This window comes from Kitasatospora sp. NPDC059803 (genome assembly GCF_042732255.1).
Classification (GTDB): domain Bacteria; phylum Actinomycetota; class Actinomycetes; order Streptomycetales; family Streptomycetaceae; genus Kitasatospora.
In genome coordinates this window covers 1-26,889 of the sequence record NZ_JBHWIJ010000020.1, presented here as the reverse complement: position 1 = coordinate 26,889, position 26,889 = coordinate 1, and the positions used below count along the sequence as shown (strand labels likewise).

The following is a 26,889-nucleotide window of genomic DNA, read 5'->3' as shown; positions in this document are numbered from 1 at the left end:
GGGAGCCCGGGCGGTGTGTGTCGGGGGGCGCTACCGCGTGCGCACAGCCTTCAGAATCCCGGCCGCATCCTGGCCGCCCTTCTCGGCGCCTTTTGTGAAGCTCGCCCGCGCGGTGGAACCGGCGGCGGGCGCAGACGGTCACCTTCGGTGTGACCTCGAACGAATCGCAGACCGATCCCGTCCGCCCCCACGTCAGCCGCAGGCGCATGCTGCTGGGCGTCGCCGGTGTGGCGGGGGCCGCCGTCACCGTCGGGGGCATCGGCTGGTGGGCGCGGCGGGACGCCGACACCGGCCACCGCGTCTGGAGCAGGACCGGTACCGGCAGCCGGGTCGCCCTGTCGGCCACCCCGCAGCCCGACCTCTACGTCGCGGACTTCGACGGCACGGTCAGCGCCCTCGACCTGCGGACCGGCACCCCGCGCTGGAGCGCCAAGGTCACCTCGCACAATCCCGCCGACAGCAACTTCGGCTGGCCGATCGCCGCAGGCGACGGACTGGTCTGCGTGACCACCGACTCCCACGTCCACGCCCTGGACGCCGCGTCCGGAGCCGTCCGATGGGCCGTGCCCGCGCCGGGGGGCTACCTGTCCGGATGGACGGACGGCCCCACCGTCAGCGGGGACGTGTTCGTGACCTGCGACGGCCGCGTCCACTCCTACGACGCGGCGACCGGCGAGGCCCGGTGGGCCGGCCCGCTGGAGGCCGCCTGCGGGCCGGCGATCGCGGGCGGCACCGTGTACCTCGCCGCCCCCGCAGGCGGGATCTCCGCCTTCGACGCGAAGACTTGTGAGCGGCGCTGGGAGCAGCCCGCCGTCGGCAAGCTCGTCGACCGGCCCGTGGTCCACGAGGGCGTCCTCTACCTGTCCACTTCCGCCGCCTCCGCCCCGACCGGCGCCACTTCGACCGCCTCTGCCTCGACCGGTGCCGCCTCGACCGTCTCCGCCCTGGACGCGGCGACCGGCCGGGTGCTCTGGCAGCGTGACGATCTCGGCCACCCCGGTGTCCGGCCCGCCCCGGTCGCCGACGGGACGCTCTGCCTCCTCGACAACGACCGGGTCGTCGCCGTGGAGGCGAGTACGGGCCGCAGCCGGTGGACCTCCTCGGTGCCGGACGGCCTGGGCCGGGGCATGAGCACCATGGCCGTCGCCGACGGCCGGGTCTACGTGGCGCTGAACGACGGTCGGATGCACACCCTCGACCTCGCCACCGGCCGGCTTCAATGGCAGGACGATCCGGCCAAGTTCGGCACCGAGTACACCGGGCTTTCGCTGACGGCCTTCGGCGGCGTCGCCTACCGCGGCAGCCGGGCAGGCCTCTACGCGGCGGGCATACCCGCGGCCTGACCTCCGCGCGAGGTCTCGGCGCGGCAGGGCACCGCGCGGTGCGCCTTCAGGCAGCGGGCACTGCCCGTACAGACCTGGCGCCCAGGCCGACGCCACCGATATCCAGGGGAGTGAGCTTTCGAGTCGAGAGGGGGACGATGCACGCCCACGACAGGACCAAGGGTGTCGCCGCTGGCAAGGCCCGCACTTCGGAGCCGGCGACCAGGAACCCCAACCGGGCGGGGGTCGCGTTCCAGTCGCTGCTCGCCCTCCAGAGCACCCACGGCAACGCGGCCGTCGTGCAGATGCTCCGCGCGACCGGGATCCAGCGCGCGGCCGACCAGAACCGGCCCATGATCAATCACCAGAACCCGGACGACGACTGGGAGGCCGACAACACCGCGCCCGCGCGTACGGACGGTCTCGTGCTCAGCGGTCACGGCGCCTGGGAGGCCGCGAACGGCACCTTCCGGGTGCCCGCGGGGACGAGGGTGCACTTCTACACGCAGCACGGGATGGTCCTCCCCGACGACCTGGGCGGGCAGGTGGAGAACGGCGCCAACCGGGGCGGCAGCGTGGAACAGGGGCAGGACCGTGGCGCCACGCGCACCGTGGTGGGCGGGCGGAGCCTGCAGAACTACACCATCTCCTACCCCAGCGGCCTCACCATCCGGGGAAACCCGGCGATCGCCAGCCCGGTGGGCGGCGGGTACGACGTCGAACTCGACCCGGGGACGCCGGCCGCCGCCGTCATCAACGTCGCCACGCTGACCGACCCCCAACTCGCGGGCCGCTCGATCGTTTTCGACGGCGACGTGCTGCTGAGCGACATCCTGCGGCCCGGCATGGGGGACGTGCACTTCGCGGCCTGCCGCTTCGTCGAGACCAACAGGCCCGGGACGCGCAACCAGGGCCGTCCTCAGGGCTACAACGGCCCCGGCGACCCCGGCGAGGCCGGCGGCCTCTACAACCCCTGACCCGCCCGGCCTCCAACGCTCCGGGCTCCGCGCTCCAGGCTCCGCGTTCCGCGCTCTGCGCAGGAAGTCGGCCCACCCGACTTCCTGCGCAAGGGGCGCCGCCTGGGGCAGGGCTCAACCGGCCACGCGCACCACGTACTTGCCGGTGGCCCGACCCTCCGCCATGGCATCGTGCGCGGCGGGGACGGCGGCCAGGCCGGGGACTTCGGTGACCGGCAGGGTGAGGTCACCGGCGGCGAGCAGGTCGAGGACCGTCCGGATGGCTCGGGCCAGCCGTTCGGGGGCGGTGGCGGCCAGGGCGCGGTGGCTGAAGCCGGTGACGGTGAGGTTCCCGGCCATCAGGCGGCCGAGCGGCGGCAGGTCGGCGACGGCGCCGCCGCCCGCGTTGCCGAAGAGGACGATCCGGCCGCCGGGCGCGGTGAGTTCGAGGTCGAGCTCCAGGGCCTCGGTGCCCAGCGGGTCCAGCACGAGGTCGACGCCCCGGCCGCCGGTCGCGGCCCGGACGGCCTCGGGCAGCGCCTCGTCGCGGGCGAAGGCGTGGTCGTAGCCGGAGGCGACGGCGGCCGCCGCCTTCTCCGGGCGGCCCACCGTGCCGATCAGCCGACCGCCACCCCCGATCAGCGGGACCAGTTGGGCGACGGCGTGGCCGATCCCGCCGCCGGCCGAGTGCACCAGGACGGTGTCCCCGGCGGTGAGCCGTCCGGCGTCGGTGAGCAGCAGCACGGCGGTGGCCAGGCCCAGCGGGGCGGCGGCGGCCTCGCGCAGCGCCAGCCCGTCCGGGACGGGCACGGTGAGCGCGGCCTCGGCGAGCACCACCTCGGCCAGGCCGCCGCCGACGGGCGCGGCCGCCACCCGGTCGCCCACCGCCAGTCCGGTGACGCCCTCGCCGACCGCCCGGACGGTGCCGGCCACCTCCTTGCCCGGCCGGTAGGGCCAGGCGGTGACGTAGCCGGCGTCGCCCCGGCGGCCCATCACGTCGACGAAGTTCAGCCCGGCGTAGGCGACGTCGACCGCCACCTGGCCGGGGCCGGGGCTCGGGGCCTCGACCTCCCGGATCTCCGTGTGCTCGGCCCCACCGGGTGCGGTCATCACCAGTGCGCGCATGTCGGTCCCCCTCGACTACGATGTTCGACGAACGGCGAAATTGACGTGAGGCAGTGGTACCACGCAGTTTCGATGATTGTCGAACATCGCAGATCAGGCGCAGATCAGATGTTGATCAGAAGTGGATCAGACGCGGATCGGGCGCAGGTCAAACGCAGATCAGAGAGGTCGGATCATGCCCCGCAGCACCCGGCGCCGACCGGCGCTCACCCACCCCGCGACCGGGGAGATCGACCTGCTCGACGTCCTGCACGCGCTCTCCGACCCCACCCGGATGACCATCGTGCGCATCCTGCGCGCCGAACCCGAGCGGGCCTGCGGCACCTTCCCGGTGGACGTCGCCCCCTCCACCCTCAGCCACCACTTCAAGGTGCTGCGCGAGTCCGGCCTGATCCACCAGCGCGAGGAGGCCAACCGCAAGTTCTCCGCCCTGCGCGCCGTCGACCTGGAACAGCGCTTCCCCGGCCTCCTCGACACCATCCTCGCCGCCCACGCGCGGGCCGAAGCCGACGTACAGGCCGAGCCCCACGCGCGGGCCGAAACCCGCGCGTAGGCAGCCGCCCGCGCGCAGCGGCGCGGCCCGCTCAGCGCAGGCGCGAGGAGGACAGGATCGACGCCAGGTGCGCCACCACCATGCCCCAGGTGATCACCGCGATCCCCGCGACCGCCGCCCGCGTCGCGTCCAGGTTGCCGAGCGCCGCGTCCACCGCGGCCGCCGCGAGCAGCACCAGGGAGGCCTCGATGCCGTTCGTCACCCGGTGGATCTTGAACACCGAGGCGAGCCGGCGCGCGGTCGCGATGCCCTGCGAGCGCGGCTGGGTGGACTCCTCGTCCGCCGGGGCCTGCCCGCTGCGGGCCCGGGCCACGTCCACCAGGTCCGTCGAGGCCTTGAGCAGCACCACGCCCAGCGCGGCCGCCAGGCCCACCGACACCCACAGCTCCGACCCGCCCCGGGCCGCCCGCACGCCCGCGCCGATCATCAGCGCCGCGTCCGCCAGATAGGCGCCGAGCCGGTCCACGTAGACCCCGGCCATGCTGAACTGGCGCTTCCAGCGCGCCACTTCGCCGTCGACGCAGTCGAAGAGCAGGAACAGCTGGAACAGCACCGCCGCCAGCACGGCGCCGGTCAGACCGGGGATCAGCAGGGCCGCCCCGCCGCCGACCCCGCAGACCACCATCACCCAGGTGAGGGTGTTCGGCGACACCGAGGTGCGCACCAACTGCCGGGTCGTGCGCAGCGAGATGCGGCGCATGTACAGCCGTCCCGCCCAGTGCTCACCGTTGCGGCTCTGCAGCTTGGCCTGCGGCTGGCACACCTCGCGCAAGTCCGCGAGCGCCGGAGCAGCCACCATGACGACATCCCTCCACCTGTCCCGAAACGATCACCACAGGCTACGGCCTCCCGGGCGCCGCCCCGACCGGCCCTTCGTGGCCGTCCGGAGAGGGGGGAGCCGACTGCCGGGCGGCCCTGGGAGGAAAACCGGTGGGCCGCCGGAGGGCCCCGGGGCTAGGCTTCGCGGGTTCGCCGGAACCGGAAGCCCCGGCCCCGATCACCCGCCCCCGCAAGCCGGTTGACGTTGACGTGGTCCGGAGCGCAACGAGGAGTGCTGATCATGGTGACCACAGGCGGCGCGGCGCACAGCCCGGGCCTGACCGAACTGCTGGCCGGCCACCGGCCGCAGGGCCCGACGGAGACCGCCGACCACGAGCGCGTCCGCCACCTCACCGGGGCCGCCGACGCCTGGGACCGCGGGACGCCGCTGCACTTCACCGCCTCCGCGCTGATCGTCCACCCGCCGACCCGGCGCGTCCTCCTGCGCTGGCACGTCCGCCAGCAGGCCTGGCTCCAGGTCGGCGGCCACGGCGACCCGGGGGAGACCCGGCCACTGGACATCGCGCTGCGCGAAGGCCTGGAGGAGACCGGGCTCACCGACCTCACCCCGTGGCCCGACGCCGCCCTCGTCCACCTCGCCGTCGTGCCCGTCCCGGCCTCGCCCGCCGAACCGGCCCACGAACACGCCGACCTGCGCTTCCTGCTGGCCACCGGCACCCCGGAGCGGGCGCGGCCGGAGAACCCCGCCGCCCCGCTGGAGTGGCTGACCATCGCCGAGGCCCGGCAGCGGACCACCGAGGAGAACCTCCGCGAGACGCTCGACCGGGCCGGCCGCCTGCTCGACGCCCCCGCCTGACCTTCCGAACCCCGCTGGAGCACACCCGGATGCACACCGACCAGACCCTCATCTTCGACGCCGACGACACGCTCTGGGAGAACAACGTCCTCTTCGAGCGCGTCATCGACGGCTTCCTGGACTGGGTCGCCACCCCGGCCGACCGCGACCGCGCCAGGGCCGTCCTCGACGAGATCGAAGCCGCCAACTCCGCCGCCCTCGGCTACGGCGCCGCCGTGTTCCGGCAGAGCCTCGCCGACTGCCTGCGGCGGCTGAACGGCGACCGCACCCCCACCCCGGCCGAAGAAGCCCGGATCGACGGCCTCCTCACTCCGCTCAGCAGCCGCGAGATCGAGCTGATCCCCGGCGTCGCCGACACCCTCGCCGACCTCGCCGGACGCCACCACCTGCTGCTGCTCACCAAGGGCGACCTCGACGAGCAGCAGCGCAAGGTGACGGCCTCCACGATCGACCACCACTTCCGCGGCGTCCACATCGTGGCCGAGAAGTCGGCGGACACCTACCGGCGGCTCGGCGCCGAGCTCGGCCTCGACCCCGACCGGACCTGGATGATCGGCAACTCGCCCAAGTCCGACATCGCCCCGGCCCGCCGGGCCGGCCTGCGCACGGTCTTCATCCCTCACCAGCACACCTGGGTCCTGGAACACCAGGACCTCGGCCCCGACGAGGCGACCCTGCAACTGGCGGCCTTCCCCGAACTGCTGCGGCACTTCTGACGCAGGCCGGCGGGGTCGGCTGCCTCGGCGAGATCGGCGAGATCGGCGGGTTCGGCGGCGGTGTTCACAGCGCGAGGCTCACAGCGCGAGCGCCGCCGCCGTCGGCGCCGGTGCGCCACCCCGGTGCAGCCAGGCCCGCTCCGCGGCCGTCCACGTGCTCGTCGTCACCAGGTGGAGCGCCGCGGCCACCGGCACCAGCATCGCGAACAGCACCGACCCGAAGGACAGGTAAGGCAGCAGCCCCGCCCCCGGCTGAGGGGTCGGCTGCGCGGCCGCCGCCCGCCTGGCCCGGCGGAAGTTGACGTACCCGACCGCCGCCAGCCCGGCGTACAGCAGGCCGAACACCGCCAACTGCCCGGCGCCGTGCGCGCTCCCGACGTGCAGGCCGAGCGGCACGCCGAACAGGGTGTGGTCCAGCAGGCCGTTCGGGGTGGTGAACAGGCGGTACATCACCGAGAAGAACGGAACCTGCACCAGCATCGGCAGGCACCCCGCGAACGGCGAAGCCCGCTCCTCCCGGTACAACTCGGCGAGCGCCTCCCGCAGCTTCTCCGGGCGGTCCTTGAACCTCCGGTTCACCTCGGCGACCTTCGGCGCCAGCCGCGCCCGCGACTTCTCCCCCCGCGCCGCCGCGCGCGCGAAGGGATGCAACGCCAGCCGGACGGCGACGGTGAACAGGACGATCGCCAGCGCGGTCGGCAGTACCTGGGCCAGCGCGGCGACGGCGGCATGGGCGACGGCGACGGCCGGGTCGAGAACAGCGAGAACGGACATGGTGGAGCGAGCCCTCCGGGGGTCTCGGAAAACGAGTGGTCGACGGAGGACGGCCGCGTGGAACGGCGGAAGACGACGAAGCTACGCGGCCGCCGGGGCCGCACCCGGCGCCCTCGGGCGTCGCCTGCCCCGGGCATCGGGATCGCGCTGCGGGAGGAAGGCCGTACGGAACGCGCGCCGCCGCAGCACCCCGCTGCGCACCGCCGTGGGCGCCCGCGCGCCCAGCAGCCGTGCCCCCGCCAGCGTGCCCGCGACCGCACCGGCCAGCAGCGCCACGGCGGCGACCGCAGCCACCGACGCGACCGTCCCGCCCTCGGTCACCAGCTCCCCGGTCAGCACCCGGAGCAGCCCGAGGAGCATCGCGACGACGGTCATGCGCTGCTCCTCCTTCGACGTGACGGGCTTGGGGCCCCACGGACTCGGGGCCGGACTTCAGACGTTCAGGACGATCGCCGAGCCCGCCGAGTTCCCGCCCGGCGCGGAATTCCCGTGGCGCACCCGTCGCGCACCCGTCGTGCCGAGGTGCTTTCGCGGGGCGGTGCAGGGGCGTAGCCGAGGGTGCTACGCGGGGCTACCGTGGAGGGATGAAGACGATTACCCAGCGGGAGTTCCGGAACAACTCCGCCGCGGTGATGGATGCGGTGGAGGCCGGGGAGACCTTCCACATCACCAGGAACGGGGTCGAGGTCGCGGAGCTGCGACCGGTGTCCGGGCGGCGGCGGCTCACGGCGGAGGAGCTGGTGGCGCGGCACGTGAAGCTGCCGCGGGTGGACTACCAGCAGATGCGCAAGGAGGCCGAGGAGTACTTCGGGCCGGAGGAACTGGTGGGCGACGAGGGCGACGACCCGTTCGAGCGGCGGCGTGGCTGAGCGCAGGCGGGCAGCCCGGCGGCGGCCGGCCGGGGTGCTCGACACCTGTGTCTACATCGATCTGGCCCTGCTCTCCCCGGCGAGCCTGCCGGCCGTGCCGGAGCTGACCGCGATCACCTTCGCGGAGCTGCAACAGGGCGTGTCGATGGCCCGCGACGCGGTCAGCCGGGCGGCCCGGCTGGAGGTGCTGGGCGCGGCGATGGCCGACTTCGACCCGCTGCCCTTCGACGCGGCGGCGGCCGCCCGCTACGGCACGCTGGTGACCCTCACCATCGCCGCGGGGCGGCAGCCGCGCCCGCGCCGGATCGACCTGATGATCGCGGCCGTGGCCTCGGCCCACGGACTGCCGCTGTACACGCGCAACGTCGCGGACTTCCGGGGCCTGGGCTCGGCGGTGGAGGTCATCGGGGTGTGACGGCCGCCGCTCTTCGCGCTGGTGGCCTGCCGCCCCTTCGGCTGATCATCTAAGCAGCTTAGAAGTGGAATTGAGGGGGCGGCAGGCCCGGAAGCCGCTCAGCCCAGGCGGACCGTGGTGCCCGTGGCGGCGGAGGCCCGGGCGGCCTCCAGGACGGCCAGGGTGGCCACCGCGTCGCGCGGGTCGACCGGGGGCGGGGTGCCCGGGGAGGCCAGGGCGGCGGCGATGCCCGCGTAGAAGGCGGGGTAGTCGCCCGGTTCGGTGGGCAGCGCGATCGAGGACTCGTCGGTGCCGAGGGTGCCGTACTGCGAGGGCTGGTCGGCACCCCACGGGCGGGCGCCGTCCGGTCGGTGCCCGGCCCGCAGCTCCGCCTCCTGCGGGTCCATGCCGGGCTTGACGTACCCGGCGGCGTCGCCGAGCACCCGCAGCCGGGGGCCGATCAGCGGGGTGATGGCGCTGGTCCACAGGTGCGAGCGGGTGCCGGAGGCGTGCGTGAGGGCGAGGAAGGCGTCGTCGTCGACGACCGCGCCGTCCCGGCGCACGTCGACCTCCGCGTACACCGTCTCCACCGGGCCGAACAGCGTCAGCGCCTGGTCCACCAGGTGGCTGCCCAGGTCGTACAGCGTGCCGCCGACCTCCGCCGGGTCGGCGAGCTCGCGCCAGCCGGGCTTGGGCTTCGGGCGGAACCGCTCGAAGCGGGACTCGAAGCGGTGCACCCGGCCGAGCGCGCCGCCCCGGACCAGCCGGGCGGCGGTCAGGAAGTCGCCGTCCCAGCGCCGGTTCTGGAACACGGAGAGCAGGGTGCCCCGGGCCTCGGCGAGCTGGCACAGCTCCAGCGCCTCGGCGGCGGTGCCGGCCAGCGGCTTGTCGACGACGGTGGCCAGCCCGGCGCGCAGGGCGGCGCGGGCGAGCGGGGCGTGGGTGCGGTTGGGCGAGGCGACGACGACGAGGTCGAGCGCGTCCGGGTCGGCGAGCAGCTGCTCGGGGGTGTCGACGGCGCGGGCGCCGGGGTGCTCGCGGCGCAGTTGCTCGCGGCGCTCGGGGCTGGCGGTGACCACGGCGTCCAACCGCAGCCCCGGCGTGGTGGCGATGAGCGGGGCATGGAAGGCGGAGCCGGCCAGGCCGTAGCCGATCAGGCCGACGCGGAACGGGCGGTCCGGGGAGGACGAGGGGGTCGAGGCGCTCATGCGCCCACTCAATCACGAGGCGCCCGGTTGCTCCCGGTTTCGCAGGGGGCGGGGCCCGGAGGCGGGGCGGGGCGGCGGTGCCGGTCCCGTGGGACGGAACGCGCTGTCGTCGAGCAGGCGTGCGGATTAGGCTGTGCCGCGTCAGGGCCTTCGACAGACGTTGCAACACTTCGGGAGACACGCACGTGGCAGACCGCAAGCCCATCGAGTCCTGGCTGACCGACATGGACGGCGTCCTCATCCACGAGGGCACGCCCATCCCCGGCGCGAAGGAGTTCCTGCGCAGGCTGCGGGAGTCCGGCAAGCCGTTCCTGGTCCTCACCAACAACTCCATCTACACCCCGCGCGACCTCAGCGCCCGCCTGGCCGGGATGGGCCTGGAGGTGCCGGAGGAGTGCATCTGGACCTCCGCCCTGGCCACCGCCAAGTTCCTCAAGGGCCAGCGCCCGGGCGGCACCGCCTACGTGATCGGCGAGGCGGGGCTCACCACCGCGCTGTACCAGGCCGGTTACGTGCTGACCGACAACAACCCGGACTACGTCGTCCTCGGCGAGACCCGCACCTACAGCTTCGAGGCGCTCACCAAGGCGATCCGCCTGATCAACCAGGGCGCCCGGTTCATCTGCACCAACCCCGACGAGACCGGCCCGTCCCCCGAGGGCGTGCTGCCGGCCACCGGCTCGGTCGCGGCCCTGATCACCAAGGCGACCGGCGTCGAGCCGTACTTCGTCGGCAAGCCCAACCCGCTGATGATGCGCGAGGCGCTGAACACCGCCGGGGCCCACTCCGAGACCGCCGTCATGATCGGCGACCGGATGGACACCGACATCGTCGCGGGCATGGAAGCCGGCATGGAGACCATCCTGGTGCTCACCGGCCTGACCGCCGCCGCCGACGTCGAGCGCTTCCCGTACCGGCCGACCCGGGTGGTCAAGTCGATCGCGGACCTGGTCGAGCTGGTCTAGCCTCTGCGGTGCTGTCATGGGCCCCGTCCCGGCCGGTCGCCGGGCCGGGGCCCGTTTCGTACCTGTGGGGAGGCAACGGCGCAATGAGTGCGACGGGGGATGCGGGGCCGCCGGAGGCGCGGCGGGACGCCGGGGGCGTCGGCGGGGAGGCCGACGAGAAGCGGGTCACCTGGGCCGAGCTCTACTTCGACCTGGTCTTCGTCTTCGCGATCACCCAGGTCTCCGGGCTGCTGCACCACCACCACGACGCCACCGGGCTGGTCCGGGCGCTGGTGGTGTTCGTGCCGGTGTACTGGTGCTGGGTGGGCACCACCGTGCAGGCCAACATCCGGGACGTGGACAACCTGCGGGACCGCCTCGGCATCCTGGCGGTCGGGCTGGCCGGCCTGTTCATGGCGCTCGCCGTCCCGGGCGCGTACGGCGGGCGGGGCGTGCTGCTCGGCGCCGCGTACTGGCTGGCCCGGCTGGTGCTGCTGCTCCTGCTGATCCGCCTGCCGGGCGTCTGGCGCGGCCCGTACGGCGCCGGCGTGCTGGTCAGCGGGCCGCTGCTGGTCGTGGGCGGGCTGTTGCCGGACGGGCCGCGGCTGGCCCTGTGGGCGGCGGCAGCGCTCTGCGACCTGGCCGCGCCGCTGGTGTTCCGGCGGCGGCTGGCGGCGGTGGCGTACCACCCCTCGCACATGCCGGAGCGGTTCGCGCTGTTCCTGCTGGTGGCGCTCGGCGAGTCGATCGTCGGCATCGGCGGGACGGCGGCCGGCGCCCGGCTGGACGTGGCCGAACTCACGGCCGTGGCCGCCGCGTTCACCATCTCGGCGGGGCTGTGGTGGCAGTACTTCGTGTACGCGGCGGACGCCATGCGGTACGCCGTCGAGGTCGCCGACTCCCGGCGGGACGTCGTCCGGCGGATCTTCCAGTACGGGCACCTGGCGCTGGCCGCCGGGGTGATCGGGGTGGCGGTCGGCTTCGGGGAGACCGTCGCGGACCCGTGGCAGGCGCTCGGCCCGGGGTCGGTGGCGCTGCTGTACGGCGGGTGCGGGCTGTACCTGCTGACCTTCGGATACACCCGCTGGATGATGTTCCGCAAGGTGGCGACGACCCGGCTCGGCGCGGCGGCGGTGGTGCTGGGGCTGGCGCCGGCGGTGGTGCGGCTGCCGGCGCTGGCGGTGCTGGTGGCACTGGCGGTGCTGCTGGTGGCGCTCAACGTGGGGGAGCACGTCCGGGTGGTGCGGGCGGCCGGTTCGGACCCCGCGCCGGTGGCTCCCTCGGGGTCGGCGCTGCCTGTAGTTCCCGCTGGGGCCCCGCTGCCTGGTGGGTCCGCGCTGCCTTCTGCGGCTTCGGCGGCTTCGGCGGCTTCGGCGGAGTGAGTTGTCGGTGGGGCTGTGTAGCGTTCGGGGTGAAAGAGGGCGTGCGGCACAACAGCCGCGGTGTGGGAGGTAGATGTCGTGACGGACACGGTCGAGGCGGGCGTGGTGGAGGCCGGCGAGGGCGGCGGGCTGGAGCTGCCCGAGTCCTGGCGCCCGGTGCTGGGCGCCGAGACGGAGAAGCCGTACTTCGCCGAGCTGGCGGCCTTCGTGGCGGCCGAGCGTGCGCAGCACCAGGTGTTCCCGCCGAGCGGCCAGGAGTTCGCCGCGCTGGAGGCCACGCCGTACGAGAAGGTCCGGGTGCTGGTCCTCGGGCAGGACCCGTACCACGACGACGGCCAGGCCCACGGCATGAGCTTCTCGGTGCTGCCCGGCACCAGGACGCCGCCCTCGCTGCGCAACATCTTCAAGGAGCTGGACGCCGACCTCGGCATCCCCGCCCCGGACAACGGCTACCTGATGCACTGGGCCGAGCAGGGCGTCCTGCTGCTCAACGCGGTGCTCACGGTGCGCGCGCACGAGGCCAACTCGCACAAGGCGAAGGGCTGGGAGAAGTTCACCGACGCCGTGATCAAGGCGGTGAGCGAGCGCGAGGAGCCGGTGGTCTTCGTGCTGTGGGGCAACTACGCGAAGAAGAAGCTGCCGCTGATCGACACGTCCAAGCACGTGGTCGTGCAGGGGGCGCACCCGTCGCCGCTGTCGGCCAAGCTGTTCTTCGGCAGCCGCCCGTTCTCGCAGATCGACACGGCGCTGGACGGCTTCGGCGGCGAGCCGATCGACTGGCAGGTGCCCAACCTGAAGCAGGGCTGAGCACCTGGGGCTGAGCGCCCGGGAGTTGGGTGAGGGGCGGTCCGGGCGGGCGGGGTCGCCCGTCCGCCCGCTCACGGCCACCCGGCGTTCACCGCCCGTCGCGGGCGGGCGGTGGCCGGTGTGCTTAGCTGGTGCCGACCGGTCGCCGGACCGGCTCTGGGGGGAGGGGCGGTACGTGCGCCGGGTGGGATGGGTAGTGGCAATCCGACGGGCCGTGGGGGCGGCCCTGGTCGTGCTGTTGGCGGGGGCCGCGGGCTGTAGCGGTTCGACCGCCGGATCGGCCAAGGGATCACCCGGCGGCCCGGGCGGCGGGGCCTCGGCCGGTGCCGCGGCCGGCGGGACCGCCGCCGTACCCACAGCCGCGCCCACCGCCTCCGCCGCGAACCCGGGCACCGGCCCCGCGAGCCTCGCCCAGCTCCCCGGCCAGGCCTTCTACGTCTCCGACCAGACCAACGCCGCCCGGCAGGTGACCGCCCTGCGCGGCCAGGGCCGGCCGGCGGAGGCCGACACGATGCTGCGGATCGCCGCCCAGCCCTCCTCGCAGTGGCTCGGCGAGCAGGGCGCCAAGGAGATCGCCGAACAGGTCAGCCGCCGGGCCGCCGAGGCGGACCGGACGGCGGTCTTCGTCGCCTACAACATCCCGCACCGCGACTGCGGCCTGTACTCGGCCGGCGGCGCCGCCGACGCGGCCTCCTACCGGGCCTGGATCAGCGGTGTCGCGGAGGCCCTCGGCGACCGCAAGGCCTGGGTGGTGCTGGAGCCGGACGCCGTCGCGCACACCTTGGACAGCTGCGGGATCAAGGGCGACCTGGCCGCCGAGCGGTACGGCCTGCTGGCCTTCGCCGTGCAGGAGCTGAAGAAGCGTCCGCAGGTGCGGGTCTACCTGGACGCGGGCAACCCCGGCTGGTCGCAGGACCCGGCCGAACTGTCCACCGCGCTGCGCAAGTCGGGGATCGCGGCGGCGGACGGCTTCGCGGTGAACGTCGCCAACTTCTACGACACCGGCCGCAACACGGCCTACGGCGGCCAGCTCTCCGCCGCCCTGGGCGGGAAGCACTTCGTCATCGACACCAGCCGCAACGGCAACGGCCCGCTGGGCGGCGACGCCTGGTGCAACCCGCCCGGCCGCGCGCTCGGTGAGCGGCCGACCGCCGACACCGGCCGGGCCGGGGTCGACGCCTACCTGTGGATCAAGAATCCGGGGGAGTCGGACGGCGAGTGCGGGCGCGGCGAGCCCCGGGCGGGCGAGTTCTGGCTGCCGTACGCGCTCGGCCTGGCGCAGGCCGCCCGCTGAGGGGGCTGATCCGCACCAGCGCCGGCCCGCACCAGCGCCGGCCCGCACCAGTGCCGGCCCGCACCAGTGCGGGTCCGGGTCCGTACCAGGCCGTGACGCACCCGGTGTCGCTCAGCCGGTCACCTGGATCCAGCGCGCGACCGACGGAGTGCCGGCGGCGTCGGTCAGGAACAGCATGTACCAGCCGGGCGGCAGCAGATTGGGGTTGGCGGGGAGCGTGAGCGAGACCCCGTCGGCCGTGCGACCGCTGATGTCCAAGGCCACCGACCGCTGTTCGACGTCGGTCACGTGGGTGACCGAACTCGGCCGGATCAGCTTGGCGGTGGCGACCGCGTCCGGCCGGGCGGTGCCGATCCGCACGGTGGTGCCGAGCTTCGCGGCCTCCGGCGCGGCGGCCACCTGTGGGCGGTCGCCGTGGAACAGGTACGGCGGGGTGTAGATCTCGATGCGCTGCTCGAAGCCGCCCGGCGTGGTCTCGGCCTTGTCCGCGAACAGCGGGTTGGAACCGAGCACGGCCACCCGGCCGTCCGGCAGCAGCAGTGCCTCGGAGTGGTAGTTGCGGCCGACGGCGGGCTCGGCGGCGGTGCTGAAGCTGTTGGTGTCCGGGTGGTACACCTGCGCCTTGAGCAGGTCGCTGGCACCCCGGCCCCGGTAGCCGCTGGAGCCGCCGGTGGTGAACACGGTGTCGTCCGGGAGGATCACGCTGTTCAGGTAGCGGGTGCCGCCGGCCGGCAGGTCCGGGCCCGGGGTGAAGGCGGGCTTGGCGGCGGAGAGGTCGACGATGTCGGTGCGGGCGGTGGACAGCGGCGACTCGCCGACGCCCCCGCCGCCGAGCACCATCACCTTCTGGGCCTGCGCGGGCGGCAGCAGCACCGAGGACGAGGTCTCGGTGAGGGCGGGGTCGCGCAGGCCGGGGACGGGCTGGAAGCCGTTGTTCGACAGGTCCCACACCCCGGGGTCGCGGCCCTTGTCGGCCGGGCCGTAGCCGCCGTTGGAGCCCGAGTAGAAGAGCTTGCCGGAGGCGGTCAGGAAGATCGACGGGTAGGTCGGGAAGTAGCGGTCCGGGCCCTTGGACCAGGTCTTGTTCTTCGGGTCGTAGATCTCGTTGTCGTTGCCGTTGAGGATCTCCCCGGTGTCGTCCAGGCCCGAGACGGTGACCACCCGTCCGTCCCCCAGTCCGGTGAGCGTCGGGTACCAGCGGGCGTACGCCATGTCGGTGACCTGCTCGTACAGCTCGGTGTCCGGGTTGAACTCGAACGCGGAGCGGATGCCCTGGTACTCCTGCTTGTCCAGGGTCAGCTTGGTGCTCTGCCCGTACAGGTTGTGGGCGTCGACCCCGGCCAGGCCCTTGATCCGGTACTGGGCGGGGGAGTCGGTGACGTAGTCGGCGCCCTCGCCGACCGCCTCGACGAACACGTGCTGCTCGCCGGCGGTGACGACGGTCTGCTTGCCGGTGCCTGTCTTCGCCGCGGCCGGGACGGTCACCGGCACGGTGGAGGCGTACTCGCGTCCGTTCGGGCCGACGAAGACGGTGCCCTTGGGCAACGTCCTGGCGCGCTCGGGGCTTTCGTTGCGCACCCGCATGACGCCGGCCGCCCTCTTCACCACGCCCGCCAGCTTCTCGTACCGCTGGGTGCCGCCGGCCACCAGGACGCGGCCGTCCGGCAGCGAGGCGTGGCCGCCGCAGAACATGTCGGCCGGGGTGGGTATCAGCTTGTAGGTGCTCGCGGCCGGGTCCCAGAGCAGGCTGCGGAAGCTGCCCGCGTCGAAGCGCTTCTCGTCGTTGCCGGAGCCGGCCACGATGAGGACCTTGCCGGTGCGCAGCAGCGTGGCGTGGACGGCGTTGACCCGGAACTCGGCGGGGAGCGTGAGGGTCTGCCAGTGGCCGTACTCCGCCTTGTAGTCGGGGCGGTTGATCACGTACTGGTGGTACTGCTGGCTGGCGAAGCCGAGGACGGCGGGCGCGTTCATCCCGGCGACGGTCAGCGCGACGGTGCTGCCGAGGGCGAAGCGCTTGGTCCGGCCGGTCTTGTGGATCTTCACGGTGGTTGGTCCCCTCGTGAGGTTCGGGAGCTCGTGAGGTTCGGGGTGGCTGGCGGTTCGGGTGTGCTGGCGGGTCGGGCGGCTTCAGCGGGTGGTGGTGGTGTGCTCCGCCCGGTCGGGTGCCGCGGGGACGCCCGGCGGCGCGGCCGGCGCGGCCGGGGCGGCCGGGGCGACCGGTGCGGCCCGGCCGTGCCGGGGATCGCGGGCGTGCCGGGGGCGGCGCTTCTCCAGGACGACCCTCGGGGTCGCCGCCGGACCGCCGGTGACGGTGAGCGTGGCCGTGGGCCGGGTGCGCCGGCGGCGGACGGCGTCGCCGGCCAGCACCAGGATCGGCAGCACGGTCAGGACCAGGGCGATCCAGGCCCAGGTGCGCATCGCGACGTGGTCGTAGCCGGTGAAGAAGGAGGCCGCTATCGCGCCGCCGAACACCAGCGTCCAGAACAGGTGGAAGCGGAAGGTGCTCACCCGGTCCGCGCTGGCCGAACGGCCCTTCGGCGTCACCACGAAGCGGCTGCGCCGCCGCAGCAGCGCCTGCACCAGCGAGGCTGCGTAGACCGGGCCGCAGAGCGCGGACATCAGCATGCCCGCGACCCCGGAGGAGCCGGCCGGCTCGTGCGGGCTCACGTTGTGCTTGCGGTTCCAGGTGTAGAGCAGCAGTTGGAGTGCGGCGGCGTCGCTGTACAGCATCATCCAGATCTCGGAGGACACGTGGACCCCCGAGGCGCCGAACACCAGGTAGAGCACGCTGGACAGACCGCCGAGCAGCCAGGTGAGCGCCGCCATCGGGTAGAAGCCCACCATCAGCGAGTAGTTGAGCAGCCGCCCGGGCGACAGCCGCCAGAGCACCCGCCAGTACTGGGTGAGCAGGGTCTCGTAGGTGCCGCGGCTCCAGCGCAGCTGCTGGGAGAAGAAGTCGGTCCAGGAGGACGGACCCTCGCCGACCGCGAGCACGTCCGGGGTGTACACGGATTTCCAGCGTTCACCGGTCTCGGCGTTCCGGCTCCGGTGGAACTCCAGGCCGGTCGCCATATCCTCCGTGATGGAGTCGTACAACCCGCCGATCGACTGGAGCGCACGGATTCTGACGGCGTTGTTGGTGCCGACGAACATGGGCGCGCCGTAACGGTTTCCGGCGCGCTGGATGAGTGCGTGGAAGAGGTACTGCTGGCTCTCGGAGAATTTGGTGACGGCCGATCCCGAGCTGCGGTAGTTCCCGTACACCTGGGGTCCGACCACGAATGCCACGTCGGGGTCGCGGAAGTAGCCGAGCATCCGCTCGCAGAAGTCCGGCAGCGGGACGTGGTCGGTGTCCACCGAGACCCAGAAGTCGTAGTCGTCGCCGTGCGCCTGCAACCAGGCGTTGTAGTTGCCGTGCTTGGTGCCGGTGCGGAACCGGCCCTTGGGCTGGTTCCAGTACGGGCGGCCGAAGCGGCTGAAGTGGCGGACGCCCAGCTCGGTGCAGAGCGCCTGCATCGCAGGATCGTTTCCCTCGTCCAACAGCCAGACGTCGTACGGGCCGTCGTGCCGGACGGCGCGTGCCGCGACCAGCGTGGCCCGCACCATCTCCGCCGGCTCCTTGCCCGGCACGCAGGCGGTGACGAACGCGACCCGAGTGCCGGACTCCGGCGTCACCGGTATCGGATCGCGGGCGACGAGCGTGGCGTGGGTGTTGGACACGACGTTGACCAGCCGGAACACCTCGACCACGGCGATGATCCCGATCATCACCTGGTCGCCCAGCAGCACCAGGGTGTGCGTCTCGCCGGGGCGCTCCGGCCAGTGCTCCGGCAGCAGCAGCCACACCAGCAGCACCACCTCCACCAGCGGGGCCGCCACCATCAGCAGGGCGGCGCGGATCCGGTGCGGCTCGCGGCGCAGCAGGCTGCGGTACTGGACGCGGTAGGGGGCGGTGGGCTCTTGCGTGGGCTCTTGCAGAGTCTCTTGTACGGCCTGGTGCGCGTGCCAGGGTGACGGCGGGGCTCCGTGGTGGGCGGGCTCGGGCCGGTAGACGCCGCCACCGAGGTCGTCCTCCTCGTCCGGGTCGTGCGCCGGGCCGGCCAGCCGGCTGAAGTGACCGTAGTCATACGGGGCTTCGGGTACGGGAACGGCGGCCAGGTCGTCGTCGAGCCGCCGCCCGGCGCCTCGCCCGCGGGCCGTCCCGGCGTCCTTCTGTCGCGCGAACGGCGTGGTCATCGTCTGCTCCCCCCGGCCGGGGCCCGGCCGTGGCGGCGGGCCCGTTGGTGCGTGTTCAGACCGGGGGTATGCGATCCGCCGTCCCGTGGCGCGCCTGGCCGGCCGCGTTCGGCGGGGCTGGTCCGCTCCCCCCGGAGCTTTGCTTCGCCTTGCCGCTTGCCTCGAAAGCCGTCCCCGTGAAACACCGCCCGGTGGACCGCCGTTGTTTCCAAGCGGTTTTCGGGCCGTCATTCGCGTCATGCTTCTGCTTGCGCCGGTGGGCGTTTGTGAGCGGAATTCATTGCGCGCCTGCGGGGACTTCGAATGCGGATCCCGGCGCGCTCCCGGCTTCCCCTCCGGGCACGTGGGATCCACGGCGCCCCCAACTCTCCCGGAGGGCAACCGTGATCGCAACCGGTCTGGGAAATGATCACCGCGCAAGCATGAAGATCCTACGGTTCCCGGCCAATCCGCACCGCAGTGGTGCTAATGCAGCGAATTCGGCGGACGGGGCGACGGCAGCGGCGCCGCGGAGGCAAAGCGAACGGCCGGACCTCCCCGACGGGAGGCCCGGCCGCTGCTGCGGGGCGGGGTCGGTGTGTCCGGTCCGGTTGGTGCTGGCCGGTCCGGTCGACCCGGCCCGGTCAGAGCGGTGGAAGGAGGGCGGCGCCCGTCGCGGCCTGGACGTCCGCGAACCCCGTGCCCGGGGCCGTCTCCACCACCCGCAGCCCATCCGGCGTCACGTCGATCACGGCCAGATCGGTCACGATCCGGTTGACAACTCCTCGGCCGGTGGCGGGAAGTGAGAGCTCCTCGACGATCTTCGGGGAGCCGTCCCGGGCGGTGTGCTCCATGACCACGATCAGTCGACGGGCCCCGTGCACGAGGTCCATCGCGCCGCCCATGCCCTTGACCATCTTGCCGGGGATCATCCAGTTGGCGAGGTCGCCGGCAGCCGAGACCTGCATGGCGCCGAGCACCGAGACGTCGATCCGGCCGGCCCGGATCATGCCGAAAGAGAAGGCGGAGTCGAAGTACGAGGCGCCGGGGGCGACCGTCACCGTTTCCTTCCCGGCGTTGATCAGATCGGCGTGCTCCGTGCCCTCGACCGGGTACGGGCCCACGCCCAGGATGCCGTTCTCCGAGTGCAGCACCACCTCGACGCCCGGCGGGAGGTGACTGGGGATCAGGGTGGGCAGGCCGATGCCCAGGTTCACGTACTGGCCGTCGCGCAGTTCGCGGGCGGCTCGGGCGGCCAGGGCGTTGCGCGGGTCGAGGCCGGGCTGCGGGTGGCGGACGGCCTGCGGTCGGTGGGCGGTCTGCGGGGTGGGCGCGGGGGACCGGGTGCTGGTCGGGGTGGACATCGGTTCAGGCCTCCTGGAGTGCGGGGCGGACGGTCCGGCGCTCGATGCGGCGGTCCGCGGGATCGGCGGCCACCACCCGGTCCACGTACACGCCGGGCAGGTGCACGGCGTCCGGGGCGAGCTCGCCCGGCTCGACGATCCGGTCCGCCTCGACCAGGGTGATCCGGCCCGCGGTCGCGCAGAGCGGGTTGAAGTTGCGGGCGGCGGCGTGGAACACGCAGTTCCCGTGCCGGTCCGCCACCTCGGCCCGGACCAGCGCGAAGTCCGCCGTGATGGCCTCCTCCAGCAGGTACCGGCGGCCGCCGAACTCCCGGACCTCCTTCGCCGGTGAGGCCAGTGCCACCGAGCCGTCCGCCGCGTAGCGCCAGGGCAGCCCGCCCTCCTCGACCTGGGTGCCGACCCCGGCCGGGGTGTAGAACGCGGGGACGCCGGCGCCTCCGGCGCGCAGCCGCTCGGCCAGCGTGCCCTGCGGGGTGAGCTCCACCTCCAACTCGCCGGAGAGGTACTGCCGGGCGAACTCCTTGTTCTCGCCGACGTATGAGGACGTCATCCGGGCGATCCGGCCCGCCCGCAGCAGCAGGCCAAGCCCCCAGTCGTCCACCCCGCAGTTGTTCGAGACCACCTGGAGGCCGGTGGTGCCGGTGTCCGCCAGGGCGCCGATCAGGGTGCTCGGGATGCCGCAGAGGCCGAAGCCGCCGACGGCCAGCACCGCACCGTCGGGGATGTCCCCGACCGCGTCGGCGGGGGAGTCCAGGACCTTGTCCAAGGGATCACCTCGTGAGGAGTGGGATACGGGAGAGGGCGCGCCCGGGTCGGGCCCGGTGGGGGGCCCGACGGGAAGACCCGGCGGGATGGCTCGGCGGCCGCCGCCGGACGGCTGCCGAGCCCCTCCACCGTCACCGGACGCGGGCCGCCGCAGCCATGGCGGCTCCCGCCATGGGCGGGTACCAGCCCGTGTCGGCTGCCCACACCCGGACGTCCGGGGAGCGGCGCCGCCCGGGTGGTATGTCGGCTGGAGCCACATCACGGTGGGCCGATGCGTCGCCCGGGCACATGTCGCCAGTCCCACCGCACACCTACGGTTCCGGCATCCACCCCGCCGCACCCTCAGGAGTCGGTCATCATGCGCAGCTCGACAGCCCCCACTCGGCCCGCCTCCGGCGCCCGCCCGGGCGAGACCCTGACCGGCGGCCCGGCCCGGAAGCTCGCCGCCGTCGCGGCGTGCGTCCTGCTCGCCGCGGGCTGCGCCAAGGCCGGCACCGCCGGGACGGCCTCGGCGGACGGCGGTGGTGCGAAGAGCCCGGTCAAGGTCGGCCTGGTGTACTCCAAGACCGGACCGCTGGCCGCCTACGGCAAGCAGTACCTGGAGGGCTTCAAGGCGGGGCTGAGCTACGCGACCAAGGGCACCGGCGCGGTCGACGGACACAAGGTCGAATTCGAGGAGCAGGACGACGCGGGCGACCAGGCCAAGGCGGTGTCCGCCGCCAAGGACCTGATCGGCAAGGGTTACAAGGTCCTGGCCGGCTCCACCGCCTCGGGCGTCGCCCTCCAGGTGGGCCCGATCGCCGCCCAGAACAAGGTGCTCTTCGTCAGCGGCCCGGCCGCCGCCGACAAGGTCACCGGTTTGAACAAGTACACCTTCCGTTCCGGCCGCCAGTCCTTCCAGGACATCCGCACCGCGGCCTCGTTCATCGGTGACGCCAAGGGCAAGAAGGTCACCGTGCTCGCTCAGGACAACGCCTTCGGACAGGCCAACGTGGCTGCCGTCAAGGCCGTGCTCGGCGCCCAGGGCGCGACGGTCGACCAGGTGCTCGCCCCGCCGAGCGCCACCGAACTCACCCCGTTCGCCACCCAGGCCAAGACCGCCAAGCCCGACCTGCTGTTCGTCGCCTGGGCCGGCGACAGCTCCTCGGCCCTGTGGACGGCGCTCAACCAGCAGGACGTGTTCGCCGACACCAAGGTCGTCACCGGCCTGGATCTGGCCGCCTCCTACCCGCTGTTCGGCCCGGCGGCCGAGAAGATCTCCTTTCTGAACCACTACTTCAGCGGCGCCGCAGGCACCCCGGTGGAGAAGGCCATGGACGAGGCCGTCACCGCCGCCGGCGGGAAGACCGACATCTTCACGCCCGACGGCTTCACCGCCGCCCAGCTGATCGTGCACGCCGTCGAGGCCAACCACGGCTCCACCGACGACACCTCGGCCCTGGTCAAGGCGCTGGAGGGCTGGAGCTTCGACGGGGTGAAGGGGCGCACCACGGTGCGCGCCGAGGACCACGCCCTCCTCCAGCCGATGTTCCAGGCCCGGCTGACCGGCACCGGGGCCGCCGCCAAGCCCTCGGTGGAGAAGGCCCTGACCGCGGACGAGGTGGCGCCCCCGGTCACCCCGATGGCGGGCTGATCCCGATGCCCGCTCCCACCGCCCCCACTCCTTCCCGGGCCGGTTCCCCGGCCACGACCACGGCCTCGCCCGCCCCGGTGCTTCGGTTGGACGGACTCGGTTGGTCCGTCCGCGGGGTGCCGATCGTCGAGGACGTCTCCTTTTCGGTCGGCGAAGGCGAGTTCATCGCCTTCATCGGCCCCAACGGCGCCGGCAAGACCTCCCTCTTCAACCTGATCTCCGGCATCTATCCGGCGACCCACGGCAGCCTCCACCTCGACGGCGTGGACGTCACCGCCGAGGCCGTGCACGCCCGGGCGCGCCGCGGCCTCGGCCGCACCTTCCAGACCTCCTCCCTCTGGCCGGGGATGACCGTCGCCGACCACGTCCGACTGGCCGCCCAGGCGGCGGCCGGACCGCGCGCCTCGTACCGGCTCTGGCGCCGTGCCGACCGGTACCAGGAGCAGCTGGCCGAGACCCTCCACCGCACCGAACTCACCCACCGTGCGGACACCTTGGCGGGCGCGCTCTCGCACGGCGAGAAGCGCAAACTGGAACTGGCCGTCCTCCTCGTCTCCGATCCGCGGCTGATCCTGCTGGACGAGCCGATGGCGGGGGTCAGCGCCGAGGAGGTGCCGGCCCTCACCGAGCTGATCCGGTCCGTGCACCGCGACCTGGGCCGGACCGTCCTGATGGTCGAGCACCACATGGACGTCCTGCTCGGGCTGGCCGACCGCCTCGCGGTGATGCACCACGGCACGCTGCTCGCGCTGGACACCCCCGAGGCCGTGATGGCCGACCCGACCGTGCAACAGGCCTACCTGGGCGAGGCGCTGTGACCTCCTCTCCGCTCCCCTCGCCCGGTTTTACCTCCACCGCTGCCGCTGCCTCCGCGGCCGTGCCTACGTCTCCTGCCGCCCCTCTCCTCTCCGTTCGCGATCTGCGGGTGGTCATCGGCGGGCTGCACATCCTGCACGGTGTCGACCTCGACGTGGCCCCCGTCGGGGTCACCGCGCTCCTCGGCCGCAACGGCGCTGGCAAGACCACCACCGTCAAGGCCGTGATGGGCCTGGTGCCGCGCACCGGAAGTGTCCGCTTCTCCGGTGTCGAACTCGCCTCCCTTCCGACACATCTGGTGGTCCGTCATGGCATCGGCTACGCCCCCGAGGACCGGGGGATCTTCGCCGGCCTGACGGTCGCCGAGAACCTCCGCCTCGCCGAGCGCGCCGTCCGGGGCGGGGGCGAGGCGGGCGAGCCGAACTATCCGCTCGTCCACGAGCTCTTCCCCGAACTCAAGCAGCGGGCCGGCCAGTTGGCCGGGACGCTCTCCGGCGGCCAGCAGCAGATGGTGGCGATAGGCCGGACGCTGCTCAACCGCAACCGGTTGATCATCGCCGACGAGCCCACCAAGGGTCTGGCGCCGAAGATCGTCGCCGAGGTGGCCGAGGTGCTGGCGCGAGCGGCCGAGGCCGTGCCCGTTCTCCTGGTCGAGCAGAACCTCGCCCTCGTCCGACGGCTGGCCGGCACCTGCGCCGTCCTGGCCGACGGCCGTACCGCCCACCGGGGCGACACCGCCGAGCTGTTGGCCGACGAGGAGGCCGCCCGCCGCCTGCTCGGCGTCGGCTCCCGTCACCCGCTCGCCGGCGGACCCCGGCCCGCCGCTTCTCCGGCCACCCCTGTCGTCACCGCGGAGGTGAAGCCCTGATGGACACCGTCGTCCTCCTCTCCTGTACCGGACTAGGTCTTGGTGCGCTGTACTTCCTGGTCGCCTCCGGTCTGTCGTTGATCTTCGGTCTGATGGACGTGCTCAACTTCGCGCACGGCGCCCTGCTCTCCATCGGCGCCTACGCCACCTGGTGGGCCGGCACCGAGGCCGGCCTCTCCTTCTGGCTCGCGGTGCCGTTCGGCACCCTGGTCGGAACGGCCGCCGCCGTCCTGCTGGAGCTCTTCCTGATCCGCCCGCTCTACAGCCGGCCGCGCGATCAGATCCTCGCCACCGTCGGGGTCGGGCTCGCCGTGCCCGCCCTCCTGATGGGGGTCTGGGGCGCGGACGCCCGCCCCTTCCCCCAGCCGGCCGTGCTCTCCGGCACCTGGCACGTGCTCGGTGCGACCGTCCCGGTCAACCGCTTCGTGCTCGTGGCCGCGGCCGCGCTGCTGCTGCTCGCTCTTCGGTTGTTCCTCGCCCGTACCCGCTACGGGCTGATCGTCCGGGCCGGCGTCGAGGACCGGGCCATGGTCACGGCGCTCGGCATCGACGTTCGGAAGGCGTTCACCCTCGTCTTCGCCATCGGCGGGGCGGCCGCCGCACTCGGCGGTGCCCTCGGTGGCCTCTACTTCGGTTCGGTCAATCCCGGCCAGGGGACCGGGCTGCTCATCTTCGCCTTCGTCGTCGTGGTGATGGGCGGCATGGGCTCCGTCACCGGGGCCGCCGTCGCCTCCGTGGGCGTTGGTCTCGTCCAGCAGTTCGCCAACTACTACACCGGCGCCGGGCTCGGCGACCTCTCGGTCGTCGTCCTGCTCGCCGTGCTCCTTCTCGTCCGACCCCGTGGACTCACCGGGAGGCTCGCGTGAGCGCCGAAACTCCGATCACGAGCACCGGTGGCCCCGCGGCCGACCGCAGCGCCGCCACCATGGCAGGGGGGACTGACACCAGCCCTGCCATGACCGCCATGCTGGCAGAGGGGACTGACACCAGCTCCGCCAACACCGTCACTGTGGCAAGGGGGACTGACACCAGCCTTGCCGAGACCCATTGTGAACACACGACCGACCTCGGCGCCATCCCTCGAACAGGTGATTCAGTCACTAATCGCTGGACATCGGTGCACAGAGCGCTACGCTGGTGGCCGATCGCCCTGCTGATCACGCTCCTTGTCGCCCCATATAGTGCGCTTCCCGTCCCGGGACTGCTCGACGGCCCGCTCGGCAGCCCCGGCAGCCTGCAACTGCTCGCCCTGTGCCTGCTCTACGGGGCCCTCGCCTCCGGCTACGACCTCCTGCTCGGCCGTACCGGACTGCTCTCCTTCGGCCACGCGCTCTACTTCGCGACCGGCCTCTACGCCACCGACCTCGGCATGCTGGAACTGCGACTGCCGTTCGCCGCCGCGGCGGTCTTCGGCGTCGCCTGCACCGTCGCGCTGGCCCTGCTGCTCGGCTCGGTCAGCCTCCGCGTCACCGGCATCGGCTTCTCCATGGTCACCCTCGCCTTCGCCCAGGCCGGCTCGATCCTCGTCCAGCGCAACCCCGGTGGCGTCACCGGCGGTGAGGAGGGCCGCTCCGCCCCGGCCGACCTGCTGCCCTCCGGCCTGCTCGGGATCGAGAACACCGCCAACCTCTACTGGATCGCCGTCGGCTACCTGGTGCTGACGGTCGCCGTGGTCCACTGGGCCGTCAACTCGCCGGCCGGTCGGGTCTGGGAGGGGATCAAGGAGAACGAACGCCGGGTGGAGGTGCTCGGACTGCGCCCCTACGGCTACAAGTTGGTCGCCTTCGTGCTCGCCGGCGGCCTCGCGGGGCTGGGCGGGGTGGTCTACCTGCTGCTGACCGGCGGCGCCACCCCGCAGGCCGCCGGCTCCGACGCCACGCTCGCCCTGCTGGTGATGGTGGTGCTCGGCGGCTCGGGGACCCGCTGGGGTCCGCTGCTCGGCGGTGTCCTCTACACCTGGGCCAGCCACCGGCTCGGCGACCTCGCCAACTCGACGACGATCGCGGACCTGCCCGCGGTCCTGCGGGTGCCGCTCTCCCAACCCCTCTTCCTGCTGGGCACCCTGTTCGTCGCGGTGGTCTACCTGCTGCCCGGCGGCCTGGCTAGACTGCCTGCCCGCATTCGCGCCGCCCGATCCGCCCGTGCGGTCCGCACTCCGGCCGCTGCCCGGACCGCCCGTCCCACCGGAGGTACCCCCGCGTGAGCCAGTCGCCCCTGAAGCCCGAGGAGTTGACCGTCGCCGTGCCCGGAGGGGAGCTGGCGGTCCTGCGCTGGCCCGCCGCCGAGCCGGACGCCCCGACGATCGTGGCGGTGCACGGCATCACCGCCAACGGCCTCGCCTGGTACGAGGTCGCCCGTCAACTCGCCGGGCGGGTCACCCTGCTCGCGCCCGACCTGCGGGGGCGCGGCGGGAGCCGCGCGGTCGCCGGGCCGTACGGGCTGGCCCGGCACGCCGACGACGTGGCCGCACTGATCACGGCCCTCGGCACGGGCCCGACCACCGTGGTCGGCCACTCGATGGGAGCCTGGGTCACCGCCCTGGCCGCCGTCCGGCACCCGGAACTCGTCCGCCGGGTGCTGCTGGTGGACGGCGCGCTGACCTTCCCGCTGCCGGAGGGCATCCGTGAGGAGGACGCGCTGGCCGCGGTGCTCGGCCCCGCGCTGGCCCGGCTGTCGATGACCTTCCCGGACCGGGACGCCTACCGGGAGTTCTGGCAGCGGCACCCGGCCTTCGGGACGGCCTGGTCGGCGGAGATCGACGCCTACACCCAGCGCGACCTGGTCGGTGTCGAGCCCGAACTGCGCTCCTCCTGCGTGCTGGAGGCCGTACAGACCGACGGCGCCCAGGTCCTGCTGGACCGGGACGCGGCCACCGCAGTGCACCGGCTGCCCTGCCCGGCCGAACTGCTCTGGGCCGAGCGCGGCCTGCTCGACGAGCCCCAGGGCCTCTACGACCACCAGCGGATCGGGCTGGCCGGGCTGGACCAGGCCCGGGTGCCGGCCTCGCTGGTGCCGGACACCAACCACTACTCGATCCTCTGGGGAGAGCCGGGGGCCGAGCGCATCGTCCGCGGCCTGCTCGCGGACGTCACCGCCGCGGGGTAGCGGGCCCGGCCCCGACGACGGCGGGCGGGGGGGGGGCGGCACCCCCCCCCCCCCCGCCGGGCCCCGGCGGCCCCCCCCCCCCCCCCCCCGGCCCGGCGGCCCCCCGGGAGCCCCCCCCCCCGCCGCAGCTCGGCCACCCCCCC

The 26,889-nt window shown here is 73.5% G+C and carries 26 protein-coding genes; 17 read left to right on the top strand and 9 right to left on the bottom strand.

What is annotated here, in order from left to right; all coding sequences use genetic code 11:
• Positions 1 to 149: 149 nt before the first annotated feature.
• Positions 150 to 1,343 (top strand): PQQ-binding-like beta-propeller repeat protein, encoded by a 1,194-nt coding sequence (locus ACFV6I_RS05455; protein ID WP_380423643.1) that lies wholly within the window; start codon positions 150 to 152, stop codon positions 1,341 to 1,343.
• A gap of 137 nt (positions 1,344 to 1,480) precedes the next feature.
• Complete coding sequence (locus ACFV6I_RS05450) at positions 1,481 to 2,299, top strand: putative adhesin (RefSeq protein WP_380423642.1); 819 nt, start codon at positions 1,481 to 1,483, stop codon at positions 2,297 to 2,299.
• 114 nt (positions 2,300 to 2,413) lie between these two features.
• On the opposite strand, the gene ACFV6I_RS05445 is transcribed toward ACFV6I_RS05450, so the two are convergent.
• On the bottom strand, positions 2,414 to 3,403 hold the full coding sequence (locus ACFV6I_RS05445) for a zinc-binding alcohol dehydrogenase family protein (RefSeq protein ID WP_380423641.1): 990 nt from the start codon (positions 3,401 to 3,403) through the stop codon (positions 2,414 to 2,416).
• Positions 3,404 to 3,578: 175 nt separating this feature from the next.
• Here ACFV6I_RS05445 and ACFV6I_RS05440 point away from each other — a divergent pair, with 175 nt between their 5' ends.
• Positions 3,579 to 3,956 carry an ArsR/SmtB family transcription factor gene (locus ACFV6I_RS05440; RefSeq protein ID WP_380423640.1) on the top strand — a complete coding sequence of 126 codons (378 nt, stop codon included), beginning with the start codon at positions 3,579 to 3,581 and terminating at the stop codon, positions 3,954 to 3,956.
• 31 nt (positions 3,957 to 3,987) lie between these two features.
• Here ACFV6I_RS05440 and ACFV6I_RS05435 read toward each other — a convergent pair whose 3' ends face one another.
• Entirely contained in the window at positions 3,988 to 4,755 is a 768-nt protein-coding gene (locus ACFV6I_RS05435; RefSeq protein ID WP_380335084.1) for a CDP-alcohol phosphatidyltransferase family protein, read from the bottom strand.
• 261 nt (positions 4,756 to 5,016) lie between these two features.
• Here ACFV6I_RS05435 and ACFV6I_RS05430 point away from each other — a divergent pair, with 261 nt between their 5' ends.
• Positions 5,017 to 5,592 (top strand): NUDIX hydrolase, encoded by a 576-nt coding sequence (locus ACFV6I_RS05430; RefSeq protein ID WP_380423639.1) that lies wholly within the window; start codon positions 5,017 to 5,019, stop codon positions 5,590 to 5,592.
• Between the two features lie 29 nt (positions 5,593 to 5,621).
• A complete protein-coding gene (locus ACFV6I_RS05425) occupies positions 5,622 to 6,308 on the top strand; it encodes an HAD family hydrolase (RefSeq protein ID WP_380335079.1) in 687 nt (228 codons plus the stop codon).
• 78 nt (positions 6,309 to 6,386) lie between these two features.
• Here ACFV6I_RS05425 and ACFV6I_RS05420 read toward each other — a convergent pair whose 3' ends face one another.
• Positions 6,387 to 7,082 carry a YidC/Oxa1 family membrane protein insertase gene (locus tag ACFV6I_RS05420; protein ID WP_380335076.1) on the bottom strand — a complete coding sequence of 232 codons (696 nt, stop codon included), beginning with the start codon at positions 7,080 to 7,082 and terminating at the stop codon, positions 6,387 to 6,389.
• An 81-nt stretch (positions 7,083 to 7,163) separates the two neighbouring features.
• Entirely contained in the window at positions 7,164 to 7,457 is a 294-nt protein-coding gene (locus tag ACFV6I_RS05415; protein ID WP_063349248.1) for a DUF6412 domain-containing protein, read from the bottom strand.
• Positions 7,458 to 7,666: 209 nt separating this feature from the next.
• Between ACFV6I_RS05415 and ACFV6I_RS05410 the strand changes: the two genes are divergently transcribed.
• On the top strand, positions 7,667 to 7,951 hold the full coding sequence (locus tag ACFV6I_RS05410; protein ID WP_063349249.1) for a type II toxin-antitoxin system Phd/YefM family antitoxin: 285 nt from the start codon (positions 7,667 to 7,669) through the stop codon (positions 7,949 to 7,951).
• Positions 7,944 to 8,366: a type II toxin-antitoxin system VapC family toxin gene (locus ACFV6I_RS05405; RefSeq protein WP_380423638.1), complete on the top strand. Its 423-nt coding sequence runs from the start codon at positions 7,944 to 7,946 to the stop codon at positions 8,364 to 8,366. The genes ACFV6I_RS05410 and ACFV6I_RS05405 overlap by 8 nt, the downstream gene beginning before the upstream one ends.
• Before the next feature lie 98 nt (positions 8,367 to 8,464).
• Here ACFV6I_RS05405 and ACFV6I_RS05400 read toward each other — a convergent pair whose 3' ends face one another.
• Positions 8,465 to 9,553 carry a Gfo/Idh/MocA family oxidoreductase gene (locus ACFV6I_RS05400; RefSeq protein WP_380335070.1) on the bottom strand — a complete coding sequence of 363 codons (1,089 nt, stop codon included), beginning with the start codon at positions 9,551 to 9,553 and terminating at the stop codon, positions 8,465 to 8,467.
• A 185-nt stretch (positions 9,554 to 9,738) separates the two neighbouring features.
• Here ACFV6I_RS05400 and ACFV6I_RS05395 point away from each other — a divergent pair, with 185 nt between their 5' ends.
• The 4 genes from ACFV6I_RS05395 to ACFV6I_RS05380 all read left to right on the top strand — a co-directional run bounded on the left by ACFV6I_RS05395 (position 9,739) and on the right by ACFV6I_RS05380 (position 13,980).
• Positions 9,739 to 10,518 (top strand): HAD-IIA family hydrolase, encoded by a 780-nt coding sequence (locus tag ACFV6I_RS05395; protein WP_063349252.1) that lies wholly within the window; start codon positions 9,739 to 9,741, stop codon positions 10,516 to 10,518.
• Positions 10,519 to 10,601: 83 nt separating this feature from the next.
• On the top strand, positions 10,602 to 11,879 hold the full coding sequence (locus ACFV6I_RS05390) for a low temperature requirement protein A (protein WP_380423637.1): 1,278 nt from the start codon (positions 10,602 to 10,604) through the stop codon (positions 11,877 to 11,879).
• A 78-nt stretch (positions 11,880 to 11,957) separates the two neighbouring features.
• Positions 11,958 to 12,686 carry a uracil-DNA glycosylase gene (locus ACFV6I_RS05385; protein WP_244293451.1) on the top strand — a complete coding sequence of 243 codons (729 nt, stop codon included), beginning with the start codon at positions 11,958 to 11,960 and terminating at the stop codon, positions 12,684 to 12,686.
• Between the two features lie 196 nt (positions 12,687 to 12,882).
• On the top strand, positions 12,883 to 13,980 hold the full coding sequence (locus ACFV6I_RS05380; RefSeq protein ID WP_380423636.1) for a glycoside hydrolase family 6 protein: 1,098 nt from the start codon (positions 12,883 to 12,885) through the stop codon (positions 13,978 to 13,980).
• A 111-nt stretch (positions 13,981 to 14,091) separates the two neighbouring features.
• Here the strand turns inward: ACFV6I_RS05380 and ACFV6I_RS05375 are convergent, their stop codons facing one another.
• From ACFV6I_RS05375 to ACFV6I_RS05360, 4 genes are all read right to left on the bottom strand, one after another.
• Complete coding sequence (locus tag ACFV6I_RS05375; RefSeq protein WP_063349255.1) at positions 14,092 to 16,023, bottom strand: galactose oxidase-like domain-containing protein; 1,932 nt, start codon at positions 16,021 to 16,023, stop codon at positions 14,092 to 14,094.
• Between the two features lie 84 nt (positions 16,024 to 16,107).
• On the bottom strand, positions 16,108 to 18,216 hold the full coding sequence (locus ACFV6I_RS05370) for a glycosyltransferase family 2 protein (protein WP_380423635.1): 2,109 nt from the start codon (positions 18,214 to 18,216) through the stop codon (positions 16,108 to 16,110).
• Between the two features lie 623 nt (positions 18,217 to 18,839).
• Positions 18,840 to 19,559, bottom strand: coding sequence for a 3-oxoacid CoA-transferase subunit B (locus tag ACFV6I_RS05365; protein WP_079135861.1), 720 nt, complete (start codon positions 19,557 to 19,559; stop codon positions 18,840 to 18,842).
• A 4-nt stretch (positions 19,560 to 19,563) separates the two neighbouring features.
• The gene (locus ACFV6I_RS05360; RefSeq protein ID WP_363370186.1) at positions 19,564 to 20,325 is read right to left on the bottom strand and encodes a CoA transferase subunit A; all 762 of its coding nucleotides are present in this window, start codon (positions 20,323 to 20,325) and stop codon (positions 19,564 to 19,566) included.
• Between the two features lie 357 nt (positions 20,326 to 20,682).
• Here ACFV6I_RS05360 and ACFV6I_RS05355 point away from each other — a divergent pair, with 357 nt between their 5' ends.
• From ACFV6I_RS05355 to ACFV6I_RS05330, 6 genes are all read left to right on the top strand, one after another.
• Positions 20,683 to 21,957, top strand: a complete 1,275-nt coding sequence (locus ACFV6I_RS05355; RefSeq protein WP_380423634.1) for a substrate-binding domain-containing protein — start codon at positions 20,683 to 20,685, stop codon at positions 21,955 to 21,957.
• A gap of 5 nt (positions 21,958 to 21,962) precedes the next feature.
• Positions 21,963 to 22,775: an ABC transporter ATP-binding protein gene (locus tag ACFV6I_RS05350; protein WP_380423633.1), complete on the top strand. Its 813-nt coding sequence runs from the start codon at positions 21,963 to 21,965 to the stop codon at positions 22,773 to 22,775.
• 59 nt (positions 22,776 to 22,834) lie between these two features.
• Positions 22,835 to 23,641 carry an ABC transporter ATP-binding protein gene (locus ACFV6I_RS05345; protein WP_079136313.1) on the top strand — a complete coding sequence of 269 codons (807 nt, stop codon included), beginning with the start codon at positions 22,835 to 22,837 and terminating at the stop codon, positions 23,639 to 23,641.
• Positions 23,641 to 24,507 (top strand): branched-chain amino acid ABC transporter permease, encoded by an 867-nt coding sequence (locus tag ACFV6I_RS05340; protein WP_063349260.1) that lies wholly within the window; start codon positions 23,641 to 23,643, stop codon positions 24,505 to 24,507. The genes ACFV6I_RS05345 and ACFV6I_RS05340 overlap by 1 nt, the downstream gene beginning before the upstream one ends.
• A 251-nt stretch (positions 24,508 to 24,758) precedes the next feature.
• Positions 24,759 to 25,844 carry a branched-chain amino acid ABC transporter permease gene (locus ACFV6I_RS05335; RefSeq protein WP_347878547.1) on the top strand — a complete coding sequence of 362 codons (1,086 nt, stop codon included), beginning with the start codon at positions 24,759 to 24,761 and terminating at the stop codon, positions 25,842 to 25,844.
• A complete protein-coding gene (locus tag ACFV6I_RS05330) occupies positions 25,841 to 26,746 on the top strand; it encodes an alpha/beta fold hydrolase (RefSeq protein ID WP_380372846.1) in 906 nt (301 codons plus the stop codon). The genes ACFV6I_RS05335 and ACFV6I_RS05330 overlap by 4 nt, the downstream gene beginning before the upstream one ends.
• Positions 26,747 to 26,889 lie beyond the last annotated feature (143 nt).